Genomic DNA, 14,794 nt, shown 5'->3' on the forward strand with positions numbered 1-14,794 from the left:
TCTCCGATTAACTACTACGGGTGTTGCTGGTACGGCTGGCCAGGTGCCGTAACACGATGACTTGCGAGCCACGCAACTATATCCGTGATCTCCTGATCATTGATGGTGCGTGTTGGGGAACTCGCGGTTTCGGCTCGCCAATCAGGCATGCCCTGTTCCGGTTGACCAGCAAGAATAATGCTGCGCAGACCCTGATCGCTGACGAGAGCCAGATAGGCCGGATCAATCAATGAGCCCGTGTGCACCTTGTCTGAGTTACCCGTTGCATCAGCACCGTGGCACCGCGCGCAATAGCTGGCAAAAGCTTTCTGACCGTTCGCGGAATCGCCAGGAGTGCTGCTTGCATATGCAGGTGGAGTCAGCCCGGAAAGTTCTGTGGAGTTACCCCATGTCTTGATCATGCCCTGCACAAGAATAGCGATTTGCTGATCCGTCAACATGCCGCCCGCAGCCTTCGAAAAGCCAGGCATCATCGTTCCCGGAACACCAGCGGCTGTTACACGCTGCAGATTTGCTGGTCCTGCGATTGCCAGATATACAGGGCTCGCCAGCGAAATCGCTGCACCGTTTTTGCCATGGTCGCCATGGCATGCAGCACAGTTCTCCCCGTAGAGTGTGGCAAAATCCGTCACCTGATCAGGGCGAACATTCTCCGGATCGGATTTAGGCTTTCCTGGCGCATTTTCACAACCCGTGCCAACAACAGCAAGGGCACTGGCCAGAATCGCGAAGCTGAAAAATCGTAAATTCATGCTGTTGTATCTTTCTCGTTTGAATCATCCATTCGGTTCCGGTCACGCTCAGAAACCAATAGATCGAGATCGCCGTGAAGACCCGCTCGTACCGCAAATGGAAGTGCCTGAAATTGCGGCGTACGTACCTTGGCTTGCAAGTTGACTACGAATCCGCAAACAAGACCAAAGATGATTTGTGAAGGCACAAACCAGAACCAGTCGATGCGAGCATTCAGAATAGGACTGACGATGCCCAACGCTGAATAAAGAATTGCAGTGAAGAGCAAAGGCGCCATAAATCCCGCCGTAAAGATTGGATACTTGGGGAACATCTGCAACATCGCGCCGTAAAGAAGACCGACAAGCAGCGAAGTAACCCCATGAATTATGAGTGCCGCGAGCAGGCCCCGCAAGTGAAACTCACTCAGGAACACATCGCTTGCACCACCCCAACTCACAAAGCCACCGGCAGCCAGAAGATTCATCGCATACCAAACGCTGTGATAGCGCAACAAACTGAAGAGCGCTGCTGGTATCGTCATCGCGATACCCCCGGCAATACCGCCCTTGATGCCTGTCGAGATCTGAAAAGTTTCTACCGGGAGGATCTTGCGACGCATCGAACTGATTGCCGTATGCCGTAAAAGAGTACGTGCTGTCGTGATCTCGGCAGTCTCAGTCTGAACCGCAACGGCCTCGTGTTCTTCTACAGGCAGCACCTGCAAAAACCAGCCAACAGCACTGATAAGAGCAAGCACAAATCCAAGCAGACCGACGGCAATACTGGTCACCATGCCTGCGAGTACGAGCGAGATGCCAAGCGCAAGAACCATGGGCCATGCCGTTGGCCGAGGCAGTTGAATTACACCTGTCTCCCGACTTGAATCTTCGTTATGCATCGAGCGACCTTCCCTTCCCAACGTTCACGCTATCTCCCAAATACATATACAACCAGGAAAACAACTATCCAGACTGCATCTACAAAATGCCAATACAGAGACAACACTTCAAGCCTCTCTGTATGCTTAGCAGTCATCTGCCCACGCAGCGAAAAAAACAGGGCCAATGACAACATGAGCAGGCCTGCGACTACGTGCGAAGCATGCAGGCCAACCAGAGAATAGAACGTCGTTCCAAAGAGATTGGTTTGAAGCGTAAGCCCATCGTGATAGATAAGACGCCACCACTCTTGAGCAGTGCAGGCAAGAAAGATAGTGGCGAGGAGCACTGTGAGCGCAAGCCAGAGCGAGCACATGCTCCGTTTGCTGTGATGAAGTGCCGAGACAGCAAAGTGCACAGTAATACTGCTGGATAGCAGGCAAATAGTCGAGAGAATCGGAAGATCAAGAACTTCACGCGGCGTCGGACCGCTAATACTCTTCCCTAAATAGAAAACATACGCTACGACAAAAATGATAAAAATTGCAGCTTCAGCAGCAATCAAACATGCCATGCCGACGATGCCACGAGAGGGCATCTTCAGTTCTTCTGCAGACGCATGGGGGACAACAGCAGTTCCACTCATCGACTATTCCTCACATCTCGTAGTTGCTGTCTGGATCGTCGGGATGCTTCAGATCCCACAATGGACGACGGCTCTCAACCGTCGGAGTAACCGCGAAGTTATAAGGCGGCGGCGGCGACACAGTAGACCATTCCAGAGTCCACGCATCCCACGGATCCGGTCCAGCAACAGCTCCCTTGAAATAAGACCAGATGAGATTGAAAACAAACAACAGGCTGGCGATTGTCTGGAGGACCGCGCCACTTGAAACGATCATGTTCAGGACTTCCCAGCCGCGGTCTGCCTCGTAGGTGTAAATACGACGCGGCATGCCAAGTATTCCGGGAATATGCATGAAGTCAAAGGTCAGATGGAAACCGATGAGAAAAATCCAGAAGTGCCATTTGCCAATCTTCTCACTCAACATACGCCCGGTCATCTTGGGGTACCAGTAGTAGAAAGCAGCAAAGATCATGAAGAGAATCGCACCAACCAGGACGTAGTGAAAGTGCGCAACAACAAAGTAGGAACTGCTGAGTTGCCAATCAAAAGGGGAGGCCGAAAGCATGATGCCCGTGAGGCCTGCAATAAGGAACTGAAACAGAAATCCAACCGAAAACATCATGGCAACGGTGAAGTGAATCTTTCCGCCCCACAACGTTGCAAGCCAATTGAAGATCTTGATTCCTGTCGGCACCGAAATGATCATCGTCGCAAAGGTGAAAAACGTGTTCGCGTAAGCTCCCATGCCCACGGTAAACATGTGATGCGCCCAGACGCTAAGGCTGATGAAGCCGATACCCACGGTTGCTGCAACCATCGCCGGGTAGCCAAAGATAGCCTTGCGTGAAAACACAGGGATGATCTCGTTAGCAAAGGCGAACGCCGGCAGGACAAGAATGTATACCTCTGGATGACCAAATATCCAAAAGAAATGCATCCACAAAACTGCAGAACCACCAGCCTGCGTATCAAAGAAATGCGAGCCTGCATAGCGATCGAGCATTAGCATGATCTGCGCAGCAGTGAGCGGGCTAACCGCAACAAAGACCATCCCTGAAGTAACCAGGTAAAGCCATACCAGCAACGGCATACGGTTAAGCTTCATCCCAGGGCAACGCATACAAATAGTCGTCGCCACGATATTCAATGCTGTACCGATGGAACCAATACCACTGAGCAGCAGAGCGAGAGTCCAGTAATCCGTGCTGTGACCCGGTGAAAAAACACGGGCGGTCAGCGGCGCATACGCAAACCAACCTACGTCTGGAGCACTGCCTGCTCCATACAAGCCATCTCCTCCGAGATAGCTGAAGTAAAGCAATACGCCACCGAAAGCTGAGATCCAAAAGCTGAAGGCGTTCAGTCGGGGAAATGCCATGTCGCGAGCGCCAATCATCAGCGGAACAAGGTAATTTCCAAAGCCAAAGAGAATGGGCATACCGACGAAGAAAACCATCGTCGTGCCATGCATCGTAAAGAGACGGTTGAATGCCTGAGGCGAAACAAACGAGTTGTTCGGGATAGCAAGCTGGATGCGTATTAAAAGTGCCTCAAAGCCACCAATGAGCAAAAACAGCAGAGAGTATCCGATGTACATCAACCCGATCTTTTTGTGATCGACGGTTGTGATCCAATCATGCATTACCTCAAATACCAGCCGACGAGGCGCTCGCGGAGCCGTCTTGTCGATGATTGCCGGGGCTGGAGTTTGTGCTGCCATAAGCTGCTTTCCTCTCTTACTACTTGAGCGAAGTGAGATATGCCGTAACTAAATCCAGGTCGTGATCGCTCAGATGCATCGGAGGCATAAGCACTCCTGGCTTGAAGTGAGCGGGATTATCGACAAAGGCTCGGATATTCTCACGCGTGTTGGGCACAGCACCTGAAGCGATCGTGTCACGGCTTGCCAGATGCGTTAAATCCGGACCAAACCGGCCCGTTGCCACAGTGCCCGACACGGTATGACAACTGATACATGCGTTGTGTTGAAAGACAGCCTCACCGGCCGTAGCGCTTGGATCTTCTACCGCAACCTTCTGCTGACGCGCGACCCAGGCTGCGAACTCTGTGGGAGTATCTGCATAAACTCGCAACAGCATCTTTGCATGCTGCGTACCGCAATACTGTGCGCACTGGCCGAGATAAAGACCAGCCTGCTCCGGATCAATCCACATGACATTGGTCTTGTTCGGAATGAGGTCCATCTTACCTGCCAGCCTAGGTATCCAAAAACTGTGATCCGTATCGGCGGAAGACATCGTCAGATATGTAGGAGTCGGATTGCTTGAATCACTGACTGGCACGTGCAATTCATTGGCTGTAACAATCCCAAGCTTGGGATAGCGATACTCCCACCAGTACTGATGCCCAATGACCATTACGTCGATTTTCTGCTTCGACTTGCCTGCTTTTTCTGTTGAAAAAATGACACGCGTCGTAGCTAGAAATAGAACAACCACAATGAGAACAGGAATCACCGTCCATGACAGCTCAATCTGATTGCTTCCGTAAATCTGCGCGGGCTCTTGCTCTGAATTGGAATCGGAGGCGCGAAAGCGATAACGAAGCAGAGCAAAGATTAGAAGTCCTGCCACTACGACGAAGATCGAACATACGATGCCCAGCACCAACATCGACAGTCCGAAGATGGCGTGCGCGGGCGTTCCGGCAGGGGCAAAAATGCTGGTCGAATTGTTACCTAAAACAAACTGGAAGGGACGACCGACTACGGATGCCCAAACGCGAATAATCGTCATATCTCCCCCGAAAGCACCTGCTTGAGCCTCATGCTCTGTCGATGAGATCAACTTTCACCGCAGAGCTGCAATGCCTGAACTTTGTTAAGCGATCAGCCATTGGCGAGAGCCACTGGCGTTACCTGTATGGATGACCGGTGAAGCTGCGTTATCCGCTGTCCAGGTCGCCTGTAAAAATCTCCCTGTACAAGCATCGCACATACGATGGCAAACGCGTACCAAATACCGGGCATGTTCCTTTTTATCTTAGCCAGAATCAATGACATCGTCATCACTCCAGCATCCACTACTTCACCATGCGTTTGTATGATGCCGGTCGAATCTCGATTGATCTTTAAAAATTTTACTATGGCTATTCCTTCGCTATTGGCAAGTACAACGCAAGCTGGCCTTCTACTATCACAAGCTCCGCACGCAAGTATTTTTTATCCGCATATGGAACGCGAGCAGGGATTGTGCCCCAGGTGGGTTTCGAGAAAATCCGATCTCCTGTCTCGCCCCCAATTCTCGCCATCGTAAAGGATGCTGTCTCGATCTCAAAACGTATCGCCTGCCGGCCTCCGCAGAAAACCACTTTTGAGCGATGCAAAACCGCGAGCTCTGATCGTTTCATCTCCACGATATTGCTTTAGATACAGCGTCTTAGTAACACATATTCGAGGCTATAGCTATCAGCCATCCGTTCGTTCGTCGCTCTATAACTTGCTGCAGGAGAGATACGCCCGATGGAAAACATCAGAACACGCGTCGAAGGGTATTATGTTTAAAGATTGCTCTTACCTAGCAACCTCGCTCTATCTGCGTCGCCATTTATTCGTATTAACTTACAGAAAAAGGTTTCCCGCATGTTCCCCTTTCTTATCCTGCTTGCATCCTTCGTCGCCTCCCCTGTACCGCAGCATCATCACCATGATGCAGAGAATGGCGATCCTAATGCCGCCATCGAGAAGTTTGGCTCTGTTAGCATGCAAATCTCCTGTACCGCTGCAGTGCAAAAGCCCTTTGAACGAGGTGTCGCATTGCTTCACTCCTTCTGGTATGAAGAGGCTACGAAGCAGTTTCAGCTAGTCGCATCGGCTGATCCTCAATGTGCGATGGCACAATGGGGCTTAGCTATGTCCGAGTGGCGTCCGTTCTGGGACGGTATGCCTATAGAACGCCGCAAAGCTGGCATCGTCGAAATAGACAAAGCAATGGGGTTGAATGCCAGGACCGACCGGGAACGTCGCTACATCTCTGCCCTACGCGACTATCTTCACGCCGATCCATCTCAAGATGAAAAGGCCCTGCGCAGGTATGACGATGCCATGCTCGCCTTGCACACTGCTTATCCAGACGACATTGAAGCCACCGCATTCTATGGCCTAGCGCTTGCCGCAAGTGGCGATGCACGTAAAGCTCTTGACGTACTGGAGCCCGCATTCCAGGCTCATCCCGACCACCCAGGCCTAGCCCACTACATCATTCACACCACCGACAGCCCACAGCTTGCTGCGGAAGGCCTTGCCGCTGCCAAGGAGTACGCCGCTATCGCTCCTTCCTCTGCTCACGCTTTACATATGCCAGGCCATATCTTCGCTCGCCTCGGCATGTGGCAGGAGGATATTGATGCGAACAAGGCCTCCGTGCGCGCGTCTGAAGACGCTGAAAAGAATCATCTCGCAGGCGTTGGCCATGAGATGCACGCCTATGAATTTCTCCTATATGCCTACCTGCAGATAGCAGATGACGCGAATGCTAAACGTGTGCTCGATTACATAGAACCCATGATCACGCATCTTCGCTCGGTACCTGGAATCGAAAATGATGGCATGGCTATCTTCACAACGTATTTTGAGGTGGAACTCCCCGGCATCTACTACCTCGAGATGCACGACTGGAAGAATGTTCTCGCCATTCCAGAGCCTGCTAACCCGCTGATCTCGACAAAATATTACCTGAATTGGGAGCAGGCTATCGCAGCCGGACATCTCCGCGATACAAAGACAGCAGACCGCTCCGCGGCAGCAGCCGAAGCTATTTACGATCAACTTCCAAATGATGGCAGTCCAATTTCAGGCGAGAAAGAGGTCGCTCTCGACACCATCAAAGCCTGGCAGAGCTTCGCACATAAAAACGATGAGCAGGCATTTCATCAAATCAGCGACGCCGCGGATATTCAGGACCGCGTAGGCCAGGCAGAGGTCGACATTCCCGCTCGTGAAATGTACGCCGATATGCTTCTAACCGACCATCGTCCAGCAGAGGCGCTCGTGCAGTACCGCGCCGCCTTGAAACTAAGCCCTAACCGGTTCAACGCGCTCTATGACGCGGGCCGAGCTGCAGAAGAAGTCGGGAAGAAAGACGAAGCAGCCGGCTACTTTAAACAGCTCCTGACAATCACCAACAATGGCGCGCACACACGACGGCCTGAAATCGCCTACATCCGTACGCGGAACCTGACAATCCAATAAACTAGGTTGACAACGCTTCATCTACCGTCTGAGCATCCACTAGAGGTTAAGACAATGGACAAAGATCAATCGCCAAAACTGATACCGCCCTTCACACGTGAAACCGCAATTCTAAAAGTACGTGCGGGCGAAGATGGATGGAACACTCGAAACCCCGAGAAGGTTTGCCTGGCCTACACAGTCGACAGCCACTGGCGTAATCGGGCCGAGTTTGTTACGGGCAGAGAGGAAATCAAGCAATTCCTCACACGTAAATGGCAGCGCGAACTCGAATACAGACTCATCAAAGAACTATGGGCTTTCGACGGCTCACGCATCGCTGTTCGCTTCGCATACGAATGGCATGACGATTCCGGTAACTGGTTCCGGTCTTACGGAAATGAGAACTGGGAGTTCGACGAGAACGGTGTCATGCATCATCGCTACGCATGCATTAACGATTTGCCTATCCTGGAGTCGGAGCGTAAATATCACTGGCCACAGGGTCGCCGTCCCGACGATCATCCTGGTCTTTCCGACCTCGGCTTCTAATTGAATACAACGAGCACCAAGTCTCAAAATGTTTGCACCGAGAGCATTCAAAGACGGTCGGTGCAATGGATGAATCGGATGCGGCGATCGTGCTCAGTACAGCGTTCTCCATCGCTATGCTGAGCACGATCATCGCATTGAATCAATGATTCATTGAATCTCAACCGGCCAGAGCTTTCGTCTCGCGTGTCTAAAAACAGGAGAATCGAGAACCGGGAAAATCGAGATCAACCGCGCTTAGAATTTCGGATCGAAGTTGAAGTAGATCGGGTTCGAAAGTCCGACCATGTTCCCGCTGAGCGCCATCGATCCTGGAACCTGCGGATAGGCTGTAGGCGGACCCTCAACCTCGATGCGATAGTAGGTCCGGCCAAGGGATGCAGGAGTGTCGGTGAACTCCACCATAGCTTCCTTGCCGCCAGTTGCCTGCAAGGTGCTGAACGGATCGCCATTCTTCACCACCCGTACGGTGTAGGATGCTCCGGCAACGGTATTTCCCGTGAGTTGAATGCGAAACTTGATCGGCTTGCCCGTAGCCTTTGTGTTGTCCCCCATCATCATGTCCATCTTGCCATCCCCATCGAGATCAGCATAAAACTCGACGCGAGGAGCATACGGATTCGCGCTGACAGCAACTCGCCCGTTCGTCAGAGCGTCTACGACTGCTTGCAAAGTCCGCTCCTTGGCAAACACCCAGGTGGTTGGGGTTCCAACGTAGTTGGCCTGACGCTGATACGTATTTTTAGTCGCCTGTTCGGGAGTGTCCGGAGTGCCATGATGAGAATCGCTTCCACCTCTACCCGTTAACTTGCGACCGGAGGAGAGCATGTCGTCCCAGATCATGATCGCATTGGCATTCTTTGGCCAGACCGCAGAGTTCCATACTTCAATTGAGTCGACCATATCGTAGGAGTATCCGAAATGATCCTTTCCGCTCGGATGGTTGGCCGACAGATGAATCCCAAGCTCCCTCTTCACCGCTCCCACCACCACGTCGCGCTGGTCGCGAACATCATAGAGCCGCTGGTGATCGTAGGGTGTGGCTGAGAACGCATTGCCGTGGCCACGAACCGTCGTCCACTCCGCACCATACAGAAGCAGAAGAGACTTTGATTTGAACTCAGGATCAGACCATGTGTTGTGCGCAACATCACCCTGAACATGATTGTCATGATCGGTAATACAGAGATAGTCCATGCCGACAGACTCGGAAAAGGCAATGATCTTTGCCTCGGAGTTATTACTGGAGTCATGGCTATGCCGGGAATGCAAGTGAAGATCTCCCTTGAGCCATACGCCGTCAGTAAGGCTGGCGATGGGCGGCAGTGGGCCCACATCGACAGGTGCCCACGGATTACTATGGCTTGACTGTCCCAGAGTCGAACTACTGATGCAACCCGCCATGATCAAACCAGCTACGAAAATATATGCACGCATACTCAATTCCTTTCAGAATGTACAGGGTTAGGTTCTGTCCGCTTTTGCTTACGCTCAAGGGAGTACACCGGAGATGGTGCTCCCATGAGCTTTCCTGACGAACACATAAAGATCGAGGCGCGCTTGGCAGCTCTGCGCCTCCGGATTCCATCTAGAACTTTTGCAATTTAAGAGTGAGAGCCGAGGTCCAAACTCATGTTTCAGTGATCCGTGCTCGCACCCTGTACTGCAGTGCGTAGAGACGAAGTCGCGTCACTCATAGAGGGCGGTGGCGTGGCCTTACCCCATTCCGACGGAGCAGATCCCATCGAAAGAACCAATGTCGCTCCGTCCTTGATCTGAGCGTGCCGGAACCAGGCGTTCGGGAGATCGACTCCATTGAGAGTGGCCGATTGCACATAGCGATTGAGGCCGTTGCCATCCAGGTTTCTGGCGACGATTCGGAGCTTCTTGCCGTCTCCGAGAGCAAGCGATACGTCAGGAATGCTCGGCGTGCTGATGAGATAGATATCCTGGCCAGCAACCGGGAAAATACCAAGCGTCGAGAAGATCAACCAGCTCGACATCGCTCCGGAGTCGTCGTTGCCGGGGATACCAGCGCGGCTATCAGTAAAAGCTTTTTCGAGCACCATATGCACGATATCCGCAGTCTTGTCTGGACGCCCAGCATAGTTATAGAGCACAGGAAGCAGGAAGCCTGGCTCATTGGTCACATCGAAATGGCCGCGCAGGAAAGTCCAGTCAAGACGATGAACGAAAGCATCTTTGCCGCCAGCCATTTCTATGAGCCGTTTCATATCCTGCGGAGCGTAGATCGAATAGGTCCAGATATCGCCCTCGTAGAAGAAGTCAGGCCATGTGCCGCGGACGACAAGATATGGAGGAGCCCATGTGCCATCCTGATTGCGCGGACGCATAAATCCTTTGAATCCCTGGACAGTCATATCCTTGTCCCAGAGATGCTCAAAGTTGTGCGCCCGACTGGCATACAACGCAGCCTCTTTCGTCTTGCCCAGACCACTCGCAACCTCGGAGATAGCGAAGTCGTCGTAGCTATACTCCGCAGTACGCGAGCCGGAGCGCTCATCGGCAAGCGTGACGTAGCCCTTCTCGTTGTAATCCTTGAGACCTCCTCGACCCTCTTTTTGCGCATCCGCAGGAGGCACCTCGGCATCATGTACCATCGCGGCAAAGGCCGTCTGATAATCAATGCCCTTGAGACCTTTGAGATAAGCATCTGCAACGACGACGTTGGCGTTAGATCCACCTTGGGTGCGGCCATTGTCATTGCCGCTACGTGCGTCCGGCATATAACCCGTGTGCCGATAGATATCGATGAGCGAACGAATGATGTCGCGCTGTCGATCCGGCGCGATCAGCGTAAGCAACGGGCTGGAGGTGCGGAACGTATCCCAGATACAGTAGTAGTCGTCATAGTAAGGCTCTGATGACTTCCAATCCGGGTTTTCGCCTGTGCGGTCGGTGGGCATTAGCATGACGTGATAGATCGCAGTGTAGAGCTGCCGACGTTGTGAATTAGTCTCGCCTGTCATGCTCAATTTCGCCAGCTCGGTATTCCAGAGTGCAACGGAAGCAGCGTGCACTGCCGCGAAATTCCACGCGGGAACTTCCTGCTGCACGCTCTGCTTCGCCTGTCCGGCACTGATGAATGAAATACCAACCTTGACCTGGATCACCTGATTTGCTTTCGTGCTGAAGTCGAAGGAAGCGCCAATTGGTGTGTCTGCACCAACCGTAGCGTCCCTGACTTCAGTCAAAGAACTTCCGGTCCACGTCCGCATCGCTTTGGCAGGCGTGTCCAGCACCATGTAGTAGAAGACCCTGTACTCGCCTCCTCTATTCCAACCACCGGTGAAACGCGCTACTCCCTGAGCCTCGTGATTTGAGGTGAGGTGGATCTCCGCGCCAAGAAACTTCTGCGCCTGCCAGTCCGTTCCAATGCCAAACGCCTGCGCGAGGTTGACGGTGATGTGGGCCTGTTGCGAAGCAGCAAAAGTATAACGATGGAAGCCGACGCGACGACTGCTGGTCAGCTCCGCTTTGACCTGGTAGCGGGTAAGATTCGCCGCGTAGTAGCCGACTTTAGCGACCTCTTCCGTTCGTGGAGATTTGATATCGTTCAGGTCGAGCGGGCCAGTGACAGGGGCAACAAGGATGTTGCCATATTTGCCTTGAGCTCCGCTGAGATGAAGATGAGAAAAGCCAAGAATGACTCCATTGCTCGAATAGCCGAAGCCGGAGCGACGTCCGTCAAAAGTCTCCATGTCCGGGCCCAGTTTAACCAGCCCATAAGGTATCGCAGAACCGACAAAGGTATTGCCTCCCCAGTCCACACCGATGAAGGGATCAACATCGCGCGTGTAGTCTTTCTGAGGCTGAATACCGGCCCCGAACGATGGCACTGTAACGGCAAACAAAGCAATGCATACACCAAGAAACAAACAAGTAAAACGAACCATTCGAAGCCCGGTTGAATATAGAAAATGAAATGGAACGCGTCCGTTCTCTTCGGCGTCACGCAAAATGTCAGTCGTCAAGTAAATCTCCGTCTGTTGGTGGTTCTATAAAATTTCTTAGGATTTCGTTCGAGCAGCGCTTACTTCGATAGGGAGGGCTCAATCAACGCGTCAACACAGCCCGAAGGCGCTATCACCGGGTTGCAACGAGCGATGAGACCATGCGGCAATCCCACGAAAAATCCCGTCCATTTCGACGGTTCCGATGAGGGATAGTCGGTGCTTAACATCTGTGCCGCGCTCGACAGCGCAAGTTCAGCGCGGGTGCGATCATTGCTGCGCGCTTCTTCGGTGCTATCGTCAGTACGTGTCCGAATCAGGTATCCCTGTTTCGCGAGAGCATCCATCTCTTCTTTCGTTCCACCGTTCTCTTCGGTAAAGGCTGCGTCTGGGGCGCCCGGAGTCGCGTTCGTGAAGATCATCCGGCCACGAAGTGAAGATGGCCTTCGGTATAAATTGCTTCTACCGGGCGCTGATCCATCAGAAAGATCACCTTGCCGCGAGACTCTGCCAACGTGGGCCAGCCACCGGATTTTCTACCCGCAGTATCTTTTCCACTATTCTGGATAGCCTCAAAGAGCGTCGCGTAGCTGCCTCGCACCTCATCCGGTGTGATCATCTCTTTCGAAGAAAAAACAGAGCGTATCTCGGCGTCGAGCGCGTCGAAGGTTGCGGCTGTAAATGGTTCCGGCCCACTCGGAGAAGCCTCAGTTCCCGGACGCCCTTGTTTGGTCTCGATGAGAATGAAGATCGGCACATGCCCGGGGTTCAGATTGGACCAGCTTCGAATCGTCGTAAGGCAGGCGATTAAGGTGTGGCAGGAACTGCGCTGATCTACATTCAGCACATGCATCACCTTGAAGCCAGGCTTATCCATCTCATGGTTTGGATCGAAATCCGGATCAGCAGGCAACCCTGCCGCAGCCACCTTATCTACGATTGTCGGATGAGAATACCGGCCACCCTTGGAGTCGGCATAAATATCAATCTCGAGTTGGCGAACACCGCCGGAGAGTTGGTCGCCAAGTGGCTTATGCTCATAGTCGAGTGCGCGCATTGCCTTCGGATTCTGTTGCTCAATCAACTTGTGCTCACTGGGCGCGATACCCGTGTGATAACTGTTGTGGCTTCCGATCACCTGGATCTCGTTGATACGGACGGACTGATCTTGTTTAGCAGCAGAGGTCTGCTGAGCCACTGCACATAGGGAGAACAGGATAATTGCCGGGAGTATGGTTAGGAGGTTCCGCATATCAAGTAGCCTTTGTCTTCTCTGGGTAGGTTGTCTGGTGGACCGAGCGTAATTGCTGTGGCATCGAAACGACATCGTATTCGTCTATGAAATACGCTTACGAGTACCCTTCTCCTGCTTCGGTTGCTGCTGCTCAAGCCCGGGCAGTTCAGCCGATGGAAGATTGTTGACGGCATACTTCGCCAGGCGCAGTTCACCTGTGGTATCAGGCAACATGGGAGGCTTGGCGGTCGCATGATTAAAGCGGAAGGCCGAAGTCAAATCGCCGAAGGTCTGCCTTCTCCACTGGCTGATATTGGGCTCACGTATACCTGTAAACTTCTCCAAAAACTGGAGCACCGATGTGTGATCGAATGACTGGCTGCATACCCAGCCACCAGTTGTCCATGGCGAAATGAGAATGCAAGGGACACGAAAACCCGCGCCGATGGGAAGGCCGTCAATAAACTCCTGGGCAGTACCCGACGGTGGAACCGGAGGCGGCACATGGTCAAAGATTCCGTCATTCTCATCGTAGTTAAGGATGAATGCTGTCTTTGCCCAAACGTCTGGATTGGCCGCTATTGCATCAAGCTTGCTCGCGATAAAAGCCGCGCCCTCAGCAGGCGTGTAATCGGGATGCTCCGACTGGATCGCAGTCGGGAAGATCCAGGAGACAGCCGGTAATTTGTCGTGGATCGCATCGTACTCAAACTGCCCTTCCGAAGACACGACCATCCCTTTCGGGTACAGCGGCGAACTCTTTGGAGCATGAATAAAATTTCTGAAACTAAGCAGCCGGTTATAGATGTGGCCTTCCTGATGCGAGTACGCTTTCCAGGAGATTCCAGCATCCTCCAACCGTTCCGCATAGGTCTTCCACGCAAAACCTTCCTCCGGCCAGTTGTTGTGCGTCATCGGTCCGCCATGCTGTCCATCCGGATCTACCGTTCCCGTCATCCAGTACATACGGTTCGGGCCTGTAGGACCCATCATTGAACAGTGGTAAGCGTCACAGATCGTAAATGCATCGGCCAAAGCAAAGTGAAACGGAATGTCCTCTCGCTTGTAATAGCTCATCGTGTACGGACCATGCTCGCCATCCGCCTTGCGATGGGCAGGCACCCAGTTATCCATCCGTCCGCCGTTCCATGCCTCATGTTGTACGGCCCATCCATGGTTGGTGGAAGGAATCTTCTGTGCGCTGCTTACACGCGTATCCAAGTGGAACGGCAACAGATAGCCGTTCGGATTTTGAGTATCGGGCTGATGAAAGACAGACTTTCCGTGAGAAAGCGTCAGGGCATGGGGATCATCGAATCCGCGAACGCCCGCGAGCGTTCCGAAATAATGATCGAAGGAGCGATTTTCCTGCATCAGCATCACGACATGCTTGATGTCGCGCATAGAGCCGTGTCTCGGTTGTCCCTGCGCCAGCATGCGCTGTACGTTCGGAGGCATAAGCGTCTCGGCAGCGGCAGCTGCCGCAAGCCCCGCAGCACTCCTGAGAAGTCGACGTCGAGTGAACTTTGCCATGGGAACAGACGGGGCAACCGGAAGTTGAGTTTTCATAAACGAAGGAGACTCCAGGCTAAAAATAAAAGGTTG

At 52.7% G+C, this 14,794-nt stretch carries 12 protein-coding genes; 2 read left to right on the plus strand and 10 right to left on the minus strand.

Going from position 1 to position 14,794, the window contains the following annotated elements:
* Nucleotides 1–14: 14 nt before the first annotated feature.
* The 5 genes from OHL19_RS14120 to coxB are packed head-to-tail and all read right to left on the minus strand — an operon-like array spanning nt 15 to nt 4,997.
* On the minus strand, nt 15–752 hold the full coding sequence (locus tag OHL19_RS14120; protein WP_263358341.1) for a c-type cytochrome: 738 nt from the start codon (nt 750–752) through the stop codon (nt 15–17).
* A complete protein-coding gene (locus tag OHL19_RS14125) occupies nt 749–1,633 on the minus strand; it encodes a hypothetical protein (RefSeq protein WP_263358342.1) in 885 nt (294 codons plus the stop codon). Before OHL19_RS14125 ends, OHL19_RS14120 begins: the two co-directional genes overlap by 4 nt.
* 29 nt (nt 1,634–1,662) lie before the next feature.
* The gene (locus OHL19_RS14130) at nt 1,663–2,259 is read right to left on the minus strand and encodes a cytochrome c oxidase subunit 3 (protein ID WP_263358343.1); all 597 of its coding nucleotides are present in this window, start codon (nt 2,257–2,259) and stop codon (nt 1,663–1,665) included.
* Between the two features lie 10 nt (nt 2,260–2,269).
* Complete coding sequence (gene ctaD, locus OHL19_RS14135; RefSeq protein WP_263358344.1) at nt 2,270–3,961, minus strand: cytochrome c oxidase subunit I; 1,692 nt, start codon at nt 3,959–3,961, stop codon at nt 2,270–2,272.
* Nucleotides 3,962–3,980: 19 nt separating this feature from the next.
* A complete protein-coding gene (gene coxB, locus OHL19_RS14140; protein ID WP_263358345.1) occupies nt 3,981–4,997 on the minus strand; it encodes a cytochrome c oxidase subunit II in 1,017 nt (338 codons plus the stop codon).
* A gap of 845 nt (nt 4,998–5,842) precedes the next feature.
* Between coxB and OHL19_RS14145 the strand changes: the two genes are divergently transcribed.
* Together OHL19_RS14145 and OHL19_RS14150 are read left to right on the plus strand one after the other, a co-directional pair.
* The gene (locus tag OHL19_RS14145; protein ID WP_263358346.1) at nt 5,843–7,450 is read left to right on the plus strand and encodes a tetratricopeptide repeat protein; all 1,608 of its coding nucleotides are present in this window, start codon (nt 5,843–5,845) and stop codon (nt 7,448–7,450) included.
* A gap of 54 nt (nt 7,451–7,504) precedes the next feature.
* Nucleotides 7,505–7,981, plus strand: a complete 477-nt coding sequence (locus OHL19_RS14150) for a nuclear transport factor 2 family protein (protein WP_263358347.1) — start codon at nt 7,505–7,507, stop codon at nt 7,979–7,981.
* Between the two features lie 237 nt (nt 7,982–8,218).
* On the opposite strand, the gene OHL19_RS14155 is transcribed toward OHL19_RS14150, so the two are convergent.
* From OHL19_RS14155 to OHL19_RS14175, 5 genes are all read right to left on the minus strand, one after another.
* Nucleotides 8,219–9,418: a CehA/McbA family metallohydrolase gene (locus tag OHL19_RS14155; RefSeq protein ID WP_263358348.1), complete on the minus strand. Its 1,200-nt coding sequence runs from the start codon at nt 9,416–9,418 to the stop codon at nt 8,219–8,221.
* 200 nt (nt 9,419–9,618) lie between these two features.
* Nucleotides 9,619–11,976: a GH92 family glycosyl hydrolase gene (locus OHL19_RS14160; RefSeq protein WP_263358349.1), complete on the minus strand. Its 2,358-nt coding sequence runs from the start codon at nt 11,974–11,976 to the stop codon at nt 9,619–9,621.
* Between the two features lie 59 nt (nt 11,977–12,035).
* Nucleotides 12,036–12,377, minus strand: coding sequence for a phosphatidylinositol-specific phospholipase C1-like protein (locus OHL19_RS14165; RefSeq protein ID WP_263358350.1), 342 nt, complete (start codon nt 12,375–12,377; stop codon nt 12,036–12,038).
* Nucleotides 12,374–13,207, minus strand: a complete 834-nt coding sequence (locus tag OHL19_RS14170; RefSeq protein ID WP_263358351.1) for a phosphatidylinositol-specific phospholipase C1-like protein — start codon at nt 13,205–13,207, stop codon at nt 12,374–12,376. Before OHL19_RS14170 ends, OHL19_RS14165 begins: the two co-directional genes overlap by 4 nt.
* Nucleotides 13,208–13,291: 84 nt before the next feature.
* Nucleotides 13,292–14,758, minus strand: coding sequence for an alkaline phosphatase family protein (locus OHL19_RS14175; protein WP_263358352.1), 1,467 nt, complete (start codon nt 14,756–14,758; stop codon nt 13,292–13,294).
* Nucleotides 14,759–14,794: the final 36 nt, after the last annotated feature.

The organism is Acidicapsa ligni (assembly GCF_025685655.1).
In the GTDB taxonomy this organism is placed as follows: Bacteria; Acidobacteriota; Terriglobia; order Terriglobales; family Acidobacteriaceae; genus Acidicapsa; species Acidicapsa ligni.

Excerpts from the sequence above, each read along its gene's own strand:
- OHL19_RS14120 (WP_263358341.1), bottom strand. The coding sequence starts at position 752 with ATGAATTTACGATTTTTCAGCTTCGCGATTCTGGCCAGTGCCCTTGCT.
- OHL19_RS14125 (WP_263358342.1), bottom strand. The coding sequence starts at position 1,633 with ATGCATAACGAAGATTCAAGTCGGGAGACAGGTGTAATTCAACTGCCT.
- OHL19_RS14130 (WP_263358343.1), bottom strand. The coding sequence starts at position 2,259 with ATGAGTGGAACTGCTGTTGTCCCCCATGCGTCTGCAGAAGAACTGAAG.
- ctaD (WP_263358344.1), bottom strand. The coding sequence starts at position 3,961 with ATGGCAGCACAAACTCCAGCCCCGGCAATCATCGACAAGACGGCTCCG.
- coxB (WP_263358345.1), bottom strand. The coding sequence starts at position 4,997 with ATGACGATTATTCGCGTTTGGGCATCCGTAGTCGGTCGTCCCTTCCAG.
- OHL19_RS14145 (WP_263358346.1), top strand. The coding sequence starts at position 5,843 with ATGTTCCCCTTTCTTATCCTGCTTGCATCCTTCGTCGCCTCCCCTGTA.
- OHL19_RS14150 (WP_263358347.1), top strand. The coding sequence starts at position 7,505 with ATGGACAAAGATCAATCGCCAAAACTGATACCGCCCTTCACACGTGAA.
- OHL19_RS14155 (WP_263358348.1), bottom strand. The coding sequence starts at position 9,418 with ATGCGTGCATATATTTTCGTAGCTGGTTTGATCATGGCGGGTTGCATC.
- OHL19_RS14165 (WP_263358350.1), bottom strand. The coding sequence starts at position 12,377 with ATGATCTTCACGAACGCGACTCCGGGCGCCCCAGACGCAGCCTTTACC.
- OHL19_RS14170 (WP_263358351.1), bottom strand. The coding sequence starts at position 13,207 with ATGCGGAACCTCCTAACCATACTCCCGGCAATTATCCTGTTCTCCCTA.
- OHL19_RS14175 (WP_263358352.1), bottom strand. The coding sequence starts at position 14,758 with ATGAAAACTCAACTTCCGGTTGCCCCGTCTGTTCCCATGGCAAAGTTC.